Genomic DNA, 9,953 nt, shown 5'->3' on the forward strand with positions numbered 1-9,953 from the left:
CCGACGCCCGCCTGCTGCCGGCCGGCCACCCCGTCGAGGTGCGCGGCGCCACCGAGATCGCCGCCGAGACCCGCGCCTGCGCCGCCCGGATCGCCCTCGCCGTGCCGCTGCCGCTGCCCGGCCGCCCCACCACCGCGGTGATCGCCCCCGGCGGCCGCCCGTACGCGCTGATCCGCCGGCGGGTCGCGCACGGTCCGGTCACCCGGACCGACATCACCCCGCTCGGCCGACCGGCCCTCGGCCCGGACGGGCTCCCGACCGGCTGATCCCCGCTTCCAAGGGCGCACCTCGCCTCCTGGAGCGGCAGGTGTTGTCACCGGGACGTGATAGACCGTCAGGATGACTGCTCCCCTTGCCTTCCCGGACCTGCTGGACCTGATCGACGGGCGCTCCGCCGCGCTGCGCAAGGCCGTGGCCGACGCGCCCGACCCGGGGGCGCAGGTGCCCAGCTGTCCCGGGTGGACGCTGGTGGACTTGCTCGACCACCTGGCCGGGGTGCACCTGTTCTGGGCCGCCGCCGTCACCGCCGGGGCCGGATTCACGCCGGTCGCACCCGAGTTGGCCGAAGGGCTGGCGTTCGGCGAGGCGCTGGCCCGGGCCGAGGGGGCGACGGAGGCGCTGCTGGCGGCACTCCGCGAGGCCGGGCCGGACCGCGCCTGCTGGACGTGGTGGAGCTCGGACGAGGTGGCGAACGACAGCAGGGCGGTCGCCCGCCACCAGGTGCAGGAGGCCGCCGTGCACGCCCACGACGCGGAACTCGCCGTCGGCGCGCCCCGGCCCGTCCCGGCGGTGGCCGCCCTCGACGGCCTCGACGAGTTCCCCGCCCTGTACTGGGGCTCCGCCGACCCCTGGCCGCACGGCCCGGCCACCGTCCGGCTGCGCGCCGCCGAGGGCTTCGAGCGGACGGTCGAACTCGCCCCCGGAGCCGCTCCCGAACTACTGGAACTCACCGGCACCGCTAGCGAGTTGCTGCTCGTCCTGCACCGCCGCCGACCGGCCGGCGCCCTGCTGACGGCCGGCTCCCCCGCCCTCCTCGACCACCTGCTGGCCTGGCCCCGGCTGGGCTGAGCCCGACCCGGCCCCGGATCACACCTCGCGGAGCGCCTGCACCTCACTCCGGGCACCGCGAAGGCGCACTCGGCCGGCCGGTGCGGTGGGTGCCACCTCCCCGTGGCCCCTTCCGGACCGGCCGGGTCGAGCGGGTTCCGCCGCTCCGAAGCGATCGACGCAGAGTGAGAAAGTTTCGAGGAAAACGGACCCGTCCAGTCGGCTTTTTCTCCCGCCACGGCCGAACCGAACTCCGTCGTACTCGCCTCATCGGGCGGCCAGGCCCCCGTAGACCGTCATTGAACAGGGAAGACCTTCCACCGGGCGGACCTCCGGCCACCCCCGGCGATTTCGCAAGCGTGTCGAAAGTGTTGACAGCCCGACAGCTGCGGGCCAGCATCGTCGCCATCGGCAGGCCCACGACTGCCGCTTCCGGTCGCCCTCCGCGACTCCCCTCGGCGTTCCCCGGTCGCGGCGCCGCGCCGGGTCACGCCGCGCACCCCCTTCCGTCCACCCCACCGAAGAGGAAGCACACGTGAAGCTCATCCGCCCCGCCGGAGGCAGCCGCCTCTCACGGTTCGTCAGCAAGGCGTCCGTCCTCGCCGTGGCCGTCGCGGCCGTGCTCACCGTCTCCACCTCGGCGAACGCCGACACGACCGTCTCCTCGAACAGCACCGGTACCAGCAACGGGTACTTCTACTCGTTCTGGAGCCAGAACAGCGGCCAGGCGTCCATGACCCTGGGCACCGGCGGCCAGTACAGCACCACCTGGAACAACGTCACCAACTTCGTGGCCGGCAAGGGCTGGAACCCGGGCACCACCGACGCCGTGACCTACTCGGGCACGTTCAACTGCAACGGCAACTGCTACCTGTCGCTGTACGGCTGGACCACCAACCCGCTCATCGAGTACTACATCGTCGACAACTACGGGAACTACAACCCGAGTTCGGGCGCCACCAAGCTGGGCTCGGTGGTCAGTGACGGCAGCACGTACGACCTGTACTCGACGCAGCGCACCGACGCCCCGTCCATCGAGGGCGACCACTCGAACTTCACCCAGTTCTGGGCGATCCGGCAGTCGAAGCGCACCGGCGGCACCATCACGGTGTCCAACTTCTTCACCGCGTGGGCGAAGGCGGGCCTGAACCTCGGCACCCCGAACTACGAGATCCTGGCCACCGAGGGCTACGGCAGCAGCGGCAGCTCCAACATCACGGTCAGCCACGGCACCGGCACCAGCCCGTCGCCCAGCCCGTCCGGCGGCACCAGCCCGTCGCCGAGCCCGAGCGCCAGCACCAGCCCTTCGCCCAGCCCGAGCGGCGGCACCGGTAGCGGCTGCACCGCGACCTTCACCAACTCCTCCGACTGGGGCGCGGGTTACACCGGCGCGGTGACCGTCAAGAACAACGGGTCCACCGCCACCAACGGCTGGAAGGTCACCATGACCTATGCCGGCAACCAGACGGTCACCAACCTCTGGAGCGGCAGCTACACCCAGTCCGGCCAGGTCGTCACGGTGAACAACGCCGCCTACAACGGCGTCGTCCCGGCGGGCGGCAGCACAAACTTCGGCTTCAACGCCAACTACAGCGGCAGCAACGCCGCCCCGGCCCTCACCTGCACCACGAGCTGACCGGGCACCGCAATCGGGCACCGGGCTGCCGGGCCGTTCCTTCGGGGGGACGGCCGGGCGGCCCGGTGCCGTCGTCCGTCCCGGGGCCGGGCGCCCACCGGCGCGGAGCCGGGACCGGGCCGGGCTCAGGACGGGATCAGGACGGGATCAGGGCGCGTCGAGGTCGTCGGGGCCCGCGTCGCTCAGGCCGAGCCGCAGGTGTTCGCTGTGGTAGACGGCCTGGTCGAGGAGGGCGGCGACGTGGTTGTCGTACAGCTCGTAGACCACCGAGCGGCCGTTGCGGCGGCCGACCACCAGGCCGAGGTTGCGCAGCAGGCGCAGTTGGTGCGAGCAGGCGGACTGCTCCAGCCCGGCGGCGTGGGCGAGTTCGGTGGCGGCGCAGGGGCCCTCGCGCAGGCGGGAGAGGATCAGCAGCCGGGAGGGGGTGGCGAGGGCCTGGAGGGTGGTGGCGATCCGGGCGGCGCTGTCGGCGTCCAGCGGGGTGCGCGGGAGGGCGCTCTTGGTGGGGGAAGCTCCGTGACCCATGTCGACCATCGTACAACCCATGCATGAATGAGCCTTCATATGTTCATGTATGGTGGCCGGGTCGTCCCCCCTGCTCGCCCCGAGGATCCCGCTGCCGTGTCCGCCACCCTGACCGCCCGCCCCGCCGGCGGTCCCGCCACCCCGCCGGGCCGCGTGCCGCGCCGCCGCACCGCGGTCCTCGCGCTGCCGGAGGCCCGCTGGGCCGCGGCCGCGCTGGTGCTGTTCCTGCTCGCCCTGCCGCTGCAGCTGGCCGGTGCCCCGGCCTGGGCCTGGGGTCCGCTGTACGCGCTCGTCTACGCGTGCGGCGGCTGGGAGCCCGGCCGGGCGGGGCTGCGGGCGCTGCGCGAGAAGACCCTCGACGTGGACCTGCTGATGGTGGTGGCGGCGCTGGGCGCGGCGGCGGTCGGGCAGGTGACGGACGGCGCGCTGCTGATCGTCATCTTCGCCACCTCGGGCGCGCTGGAGGCGCTGGCCACCGCGCGGACCGCCGACTCGGTGCGCGGCCTGCTCGACCTGGCGCCCGCCACCGCGACCCGGCTGCTGGCCGACGGCACGGAGGAGGTCGTCCCGACCGACGGGCTGTCCGTCGGCGACACCGTGCTGGTGCGTCCCGGGGAGCGGATCGGCGCGGACGGCCGGGTGCTGGACGGGGCGAGCGAGGTCGACCAGGCGTCGATCACCGGCGAGCCGCTGCCGGTGGCCAGGCGGGTCGGCGACGAGGTGTTCGCCGGGACGCTGAACGGCACCGGCGCGCTGCGGGTGCGGGTGGAGCGGGACGCCGCGGACTCGGTGATCGCCCGGATCGTGCAGCTGGTCGAGGAGGCGTCGGAGACCAAGGCGCCGACCCAGCTGTTCGTCGAGAAGGTCGAACAGCGGTACTCGCTGGGCATGGTGGCCGCCACCGTGGCGGTGTTCGCGGTGCCGCTGCTGGTCGGCGCGGCGTTCACCGACTCGCTGCTGCGCGCGATGACCTTCATGATCGTCGCCTCGCCGTGCGCGGTGGTGCTGGCGACCATGCCGCCGCTGCTGTCGGCGATCGCCACCGCCGGGCGGCACGGCGTGCTGGTGAAGTCGGCCGTGGTGATGGAGCGGCTGGGGCAGGTGGACGCGGCCGCGCTGGACAAGACCGGCACGCTCACCGAGGGCGCCCCGCAGGTCACCGACGTCCGCCCGCTGCCCGGCTCCGGCCTGGACGGGGACGGGCTGCTGGCGCTGGCGGCCGCCGCCGAGCACGCCAGCGAGCACCCGCTGGCCCGCGCCGTGCTGGCCGCCGCCCGCGGGCGCGGACTCGCCCCGGCCCCGGCCGCGGACTTCGCCTCCACCCCCGGGGTGGGCGTCAATGCGCGCGTCGCCGGGCACGTCGTCGCGGTCACCGCGCCGGCCGGCTTCCCGACGTCCGGCTCCCCGGCCCCGGAACCCCTGGCGGCCGTCGCGGAGTTGGAGGCGGCGGGCCGGACGGCGGTGCTGGTCTCCCGGGACGGCGTGCCGGTGGGCGTGCTGGGCCTCGCCGACCGGCTGCGGCCGGACGCGGCCGCCACGGTGGCCGCGCTGGGCGCGCTGACCGGGACGGCGCCGGTGCTGCTCACCGGCGACAATCCGCGCGCGGCCCGGCGGCTGGCCGCGGAGGCCGGGATCACCGAGGTCCGGGCGGCGCTGCTGCCGCAGGACAAGGTGGCGGCCGTCCGGGAGTGGGAGGCCGCCGGGCGGCGGGTGCTGGTGGTGGGCGACGGCGTCAACGACGCGCCCGCGCTGGCGGCCGCGCACACCGGGGTGGCGATGGGCCGGGCCGGTTCCGACCTGGCGCTGGAGACCGCGGACGCGGTGGTCGTCCGCGACGAACTGGCCACCGTCCCGGCGGTGGTGGCGCTCTCCCGGCGGGCCCGCTCGCTGGTGGTGCAGAACCTGGTGCTGGCGTCGGCGTTCATCACCGCGCTGGTGGTGTGGGACCTGGTCGGGACGCTGCCGCTGCCACTGGGCGTGCTCGGCCACGAGGGCTCCACCGTCCTGGTCGGGCTGAACGGCCTGCGCCTGCTGCGCGACGCCGCGTGGCGGCGGGCCGCCGCCGGAGGGGTCGGCCGGTGAGCGGCCGGGGCCGGTGCGCACCGGCGGCGCGGGGTAGGGTCACCGCCGTGACCACCGTGATCGAGGACGCCGGGAGGGCCCGATGAGCCGTCGCACCCGCAGCAAGGCGGCGGGGGTCCCCGCGCAGGGGGCGGCCGGGGTTTCCGCGCCGGGGGCGGCCGCCCGGTGCACCGTCTCGGTCTGCCGGGGCTGCTGCTGCGGCACGCCGAAGGTGCCGCGGCTCGACCACGCCGCGCAGCTGGCCGAGTTGCGCGGCGCCCTCGCCGAGGTGGCCACCGTGCGCCCGGTGGGCTGCCTGGACGCCTGCGAGCACGCCAACGTGGTGGTGGTCCAGCCCTCGGCGGAGGGGCGGCGGGCGGGTGGGCGGCCGGTCTGGCTCGGGCTGGTCAACGACCGGGACGCGTCGGCCGACATCACCGCCTGGATCGGGGCGGGCGGCCCGGGCCTGGCCGACCTGCCCGCCATCCTGGAGCTGTACGTCTTCTCCCCCTCCCGGCGGGTCCGCGAGCACCTGGAGGACTGAGCCGGGCCCCGGCGCGGCCGGAAGCCGCCGGGCCCCGCCGGAGCCGCCGGGTGCCGGAGCCGCCGCCGGGCGCTGGCGCGGCCGGGTTCCGGATAGCTACCATCCGGAACATGCGGACGAGCGAGGGCGTGGAGTGGGGCCTGCACTGCTGTCTGACCCTGGTCTGGGTGGGCGGTGCGGAGCCGGTGCCCTCGGCCCGGCTGGCGGCGATGTTCGAGCTGTCGCCGACGTACCTGAACAAGGTGCTGCAACGGCTCACCCGGGCGGGGCTGTTGACCTCCGCTCCGGGGCCGCGCGGCGGGGTGCGGCTGGCCCGGGCGGCGGAGCGGATCACCGTGATGGACGTGGTGGCCGCCGTCGAGGGGCCGGACCCGCTGTTCGCCTGCGCGGAGATCCGGCAGCGCGGGGCGGGCGCCCAGGGGGCGGCGGCCGGCGAGTTCGCCCGCCCGTGCGGGGTCTCCACCGCGATGCGCCGGGCCGAACTGGCCTGGCGGCGCGAGCTGTCGGCGCAGACCGTGGCCGAGCTGGCGGCGGGCACCCCGGCCGCGTCGGTGGCCCGGGTGCGCGCCAACTACGCGCGGCTGTCCGGCACTTCCGCCTGAGCGCGGGGCGGCGCCACTGCGGCCGGACCCTGCCCCAGGAGGGTCCGGCCGCAGGCTGCCGCCTCCGTTGCACCCCGCGCGGGCGCGGCAGTCCCGCGGTCGGGTCCGTCCCACAACGGGCCCGGCCGCGGGAGTACGGGCGTGATCAGCCGATGGCGACGTCGTCGAGCAGGAAGACGGTCGCCAGGTAGGCGTCCTCGGTGCCGGCGAACTCCAGCTTCACGTTCCGGCCGCGGTAGGCGGACAGGTCGACGGTCTTCTGGACGTACCCGGCGGAGGCGTTGGCGTTGGAGTAGGTGGCGAGGGTGGTGCCGTTGACGTTGACCTTGAGGGTGTCGTAGGCGGTGGAGCCGGACTCCTGGGTGCTGACCTTCAGCCAGAAGGTGAGCCTAGGACTGCCGGTGGCGGGCACCGCGATGTTCGACTGGGCGAGGGACTCGATCGCGGAGGTGCCGTAGCCCATCATCCAGGCGTACCAGGAGCCGCCGTGCGCGGGCTGCAGGGTGGAGCTGGTGATGTCGTTGTCGCTCTGCGTCCAGCCGGTGGTGCCCTGCTCGAAGTTCCCGTTGACCAGTGCGTTGCCGGTCGGGGTCGACGAGGACGAGGGCGAGGGCGAGGGCGAGGGGCTGCCGGAGGTGGAGGTGGAGGGCGACGGGGTGGGGCTGCCCGTGCCCGGGTCGGGCAGCGCGGTGCCGACGCTGACGGCGGCCCACGCCTTGGAGACGAGGTAGCGCTCCTGGGAGTTGGTGCCGTACAGGTCGGCGGCGGCCTGCAGGGTGGCGGTGCGGGCGGAGGCGTAGGTGGTGGTGGAGGTCATGTAGGTGGTCAGCGCCCGGTACCAGACGGCGGCGGCCTTGTCGCGGCCGATGCCGGCGAAGGTGTCGTTGTTGCAGGTGGTGCCGTTGTGCGCGCGGCCGCCGATGGTCTTGGCGCCGGTGCCCTCGGCCGCCAGGTAGAAGAAGTGGTTGCCGATGCCGGAGGAGTAGTGGACGTCCACCGACCCGGCGCTGGAGGTCCAGCAGCCGAGGCTGCTGCCGTCGGCGGCCGGGTTGTCCATCCGGCGCATGTAGCCGCCGGACATGTTGAGCTTCTCGCCGATGTAGTAGTCGCCGGGGTCGCCGGCGTTGTCGGCGGAGAACTCGACCATGGTGCCGAAGATGTCGGAGGTCGCCTCGTTGAGGCCGCCGGACTCGCCGGAGTAGTTCAGGTTGGCGGTGGCGGCGGTGACGCCGTGGCTCATCTCGTGGCCGGCCACGTCGAGCGCGGTGACGGGGGTGTTGCCGTTCTGCGAGGAGCCGTCGCCGAAGAACATGCAGAAGCAGGAGTCGTCGTAGAACGCGTTCAGCAGCTGGTTGTCCACGTGCACGTACGCGGGGGCGCCGCGGCCGTCGTTGCGGATGCCGGAGCGGTTGAAGGCGTTCTTGTAGTAGTCCCAGGTCTTGGCGAGGCCGTAGGAGGCGTCGACTGCGGCGCTCTCCCGGCTGGAAGTGGTGCCGGTGCCCCAGGAGTTGGTGGTCTTGGAGAACGTGCGGGCGTTCTGCTTCGGGTTGGACTGCGGGCTGTTGTAGGCGTCGTAGACGATCGTGCCGCCGTGGGAGGCGTCGGTGAGGGTGTAGGTGCTGCCGGACTGGGTGGTCTCGATGGAGACCTGGCCGACGGTGGTGCCGTTGCCGGTGCCGGTGACGCCCTGGTGCAGCTCGTACTGGTCGAGCGGCGCACCGCTGGCGGCGTCGAGGATCACGGCCTCCCGCGAGCCGGCACCGGCCTCGCCGTCGCCGGTGACGGTCGCACGGTACGCCAGCACCGGGACCTTGCCGACCGCGTACACCACCAGGGTGCTGCCGTCCGAGGCGCCGGTCCTGGCGTTCTTGACGTGCTTGGCGTGCCGGACGGCCGCGGCCGAGGCGTCGGAGGCACTGAGCTTCGGCGTGGTGCCGGCGACCTTGAGCGCGCCCTGGTGGGCCTGGTCGGAGCCGGTGGCCTTGCCGTCGGCGCCGTAGTGGACGACCAGGTCGCCGCCGATGACGGGCAGGCCGCGGTAGGTGCGGTCGTAGCGCACGTGCCGGGCGCCGTCGGTGTCGAGGAGCACGTCCTTGGCCACCAGGCGCTCGTCGGCGCCGAAGCCGAGCGACCCGGCGACGGCGGACGCCTCCCGGTCGGCGGTGCGCAGCGCCTCGGCGCGGGTGTCGGGGCCCATCGCCCGGAACCCGGCGCCGGGTCGGGCGGTGGAACTGGCGGCCGCGGTGGACTGGGTGGCCACGGCGGTCACGGTGCCCAGGGTGAGGGCGGCGGCGACAGCGGCCGCGAGGGCGTTCTTGCGGGACATCGCGATTCCTTCCGCCGAGCCGGGGTCGAGGGGGAAGGCGGCAGCAGGACGCCGTCGGGGGGGGGGGGGCGTCCGGCGGCCGGGGAACGGCTCGGCTGTGGCGATGAGGCTAGGGAAGGCCGGGGGCGGCCGAAATCAGGGCGATCCCTTGACCTGGACCGCGGCGGCCGCGGTGGCGCACGATGGCCCGGTGCCAGACTCCGCGACGTGGTTGAGCGAACTCCGGGAACCGGTCGGTGCCGTGCTGCCCGCGGTGCCGGACGACGCGCCCGGCAGCCGCCGGGTGGTGCTGTTCGGGCCGCCGGGGATCGGCCGGACCACCGCGGCCGGCGCCCTGGCCCGACGGCTGGGGCTGCCGGTGCTGCGGCTGGCCCCGGGCCCGCAGGACGCCCCCGTCCCGTGGACCGGTCTGCTCGAACTGGCCCTGCCCCACCCGCCGCTGCCGGCCGCGCGCGAACTCGCCGCGCCCGTCGACGCGGCCGCCGGCGCCGAGCCAGCCGGCGCCTCCCTGCGGCTGCGCCGGCTGACCACGGCCCTGCTGCGGGAGGTGCCGCCGCTGACCCTGGTGGTGGACAACGCCCAGTGGCTGGATCCGGCCAGCGCGGCCGTCCTGCGCTGGGCGCTGCGCCTGGTCCCGGAGCTGCCCGTGATCGCCACCGAGCGCGGCTGGCACCCCGGGTCCGAGGGCCACTGGAGCGGCGAGGACGCGCACGCGGTGCGCCTCCCGCCGCTGACGGCCGCTCAACTGTCCGCCCTGCTCGCCCCGTACCGTCCCACCCCCGGCCAGGTCGACCGGATCCACCGGTGCAGCGGCGGGAACCCGGCCCTGGCCCTGGCGCTCGCCGAGGTCGCGGACCCGGGGGCGGACCGGGACGGCGAGGACGGGGCGGCCCTGCCCCCGGCGGCGCGCCGACTGGTGGGCGAGTGGCTGGGCACGGTGTCCGAGGAGGCCCGGGAGCTGTTGACCCTGGCCGCGCTCGACGACCGGCCCGACCGCGAGCTGCTGGCCCGGCTCGTCGGCCCGGCCGCCGGCGCCCTGCTGGCCGAGGCCGGGGCGGCCGGCCTGGTCGACCTCGAACGGGCCGACGGCGGTGTGCACTTCACCGCCTCCGCGATCGGCGCGGAACTCACCGCCCGGCTCACGGACACCGCGCGCCGGCTGCTGCACGGCCGGCTGGCCGGGGCCAGCCGCGACGGCCTGCGCCGCGACCG

8 protein-coding genes and 1 pseudogene are annotated in these 9,953 nt (G+C 75.1%); 7 read left to right on the forward strand and 2 right to left on the reverse strand.

The features are described 5' to 3' along the window. The 3 genes and pseudogenes from ACWEO5_RS36470 to ACWEO5_RS36480 all read left to right on the forward strand — a co-directional run. Positions 1-266 (forward strand): annotated as a pseudogene (locus ACWEO5_RS36470) (hypothetical protein); the annotation flags it as partial. Positions 267-339: 73 nt separating this feature from the next. After that, the gene (locus ACWEO5_RS36475; protein WP_452166401.1) at positions 340-1,068 is read left to right on the forward strand and encodes a maleylpyruvate isomerase family mycothiol-dependent enzyme; all 729 of its coding nucleotides are present in this window, start codon (positions 340-342) and stop codon (positions 1,066-1,068) included. Between the two features lie 514 nt (positions 1,069-1,582). Further along, a complete protein-coding gene (locus ACWEO5_RS36480; RefSeq protein WP_452166402.1) occupies positions 1,583-2,683 on the forward strand; it encodes a glycoside hydrolase family 11 protein in 1,101 nt (366 codons plus the stop codon). A gap of 147 nt (positions 2,684-2,830) precedes the next feature. Here the strand turns inward: ACWEO5_RS36480 and ACWEO5_RS36485 are convergent, their stop codons facing one another. Continuing rightward, positions 2,831-3,208 carry an ArsR/SmtB family transcription factor gene (locus tag ACWEO5_RS36485; RefSeq protein ID WP_344551106.1) on the reverse strand — a complete coding sequence of 126 codons (378 nt, stop codon included), beginning with the start codon at positions 3,206-3,208 and terminating at the stop codon, positions 2,831-2,833. Positions 3,209-3,304: 96 nt separating this feature from the next. Here ACWEO5_RS36485 and ACWEO5_RS36490 point away from each other — a divergent pair, with 96 nt between their 5' ends. From ACWEO5_RS36490 to ACWEO5_RS36500, 3 genes are all read left to right on the forward strand, one after another. Continuing rightward, complete coding sequence (locus tag ACWEO5_RS36490) at positions 3,305-5,290, forward strand: heavy metal translocating P-type ATPase (RefSeq protein WP_452166403.1); 1,986 nt, start codon at positions 3,305-3,307, stop codon at positions 5,288-5,290. Between the two features lie 82 nt (positions 5,291-5,372). Continuing rightward, the gene (locus ACWEO5_RS36495) at positions 5,373-5,813 is read left to right on the forward strand and encodes a (2Fe-2S) ferredoxin domain-containing protein (RefSeq protein WP_452166404.1); all 441 of its coding nucleotides are present in this window, start codon (positions 5,373-5,375) and stop codon (positions 5,811-5,813) included. A 110-nt stretch (positions 5,814-5,923) separates the two neighbouring features. Continuing rightward, positions 5,924-6,415: an RrF2 family transcriptional regulator gene (locus tag ACWEO5_RS36500; RefSeq protein WP_344551103.1), complete on the forward strand. Its 492-nt coding sequence runs from the start codon at positions 5,924-5,926 to the stop codon at positions 6,413-6,415. A gap of 145 nt (positions 6,416-6,560) precedes the next feature. On the opposite strand, the gene ACWEO5_RS36505 is transcribed toward ACWEO5_RS36500, so the two are convergent. Beyond that, on the reverse strand, positions 6,561-8,741 hold the full coding sequence (locus ACWEO5_RS36505) for a M4 family metallopeptidase (RefSeq protein ID WP_452166405.1): 2,181 nt from the start codon (positions 8,739-8,741) through the stop codon (positions 6,561-6,563). Positions 8,742-8,931: 190 nt separating this feature from the next. Here ACWEO5_RS36505 and ACWEO5_RS36510 point away from each other — a divergent pair. Further along, a partial coding sequence (locus ACWEO5_RS36510; protein WP_452166406.1) for an AAA family ATPase occupies positions 8,932-9,953 on the forward strand: 1,022 nt, incomplete at its 3' end.

It is taken from the genome of Kitasatospora sp. NPDC004272 (assembly GCF_053603035.1).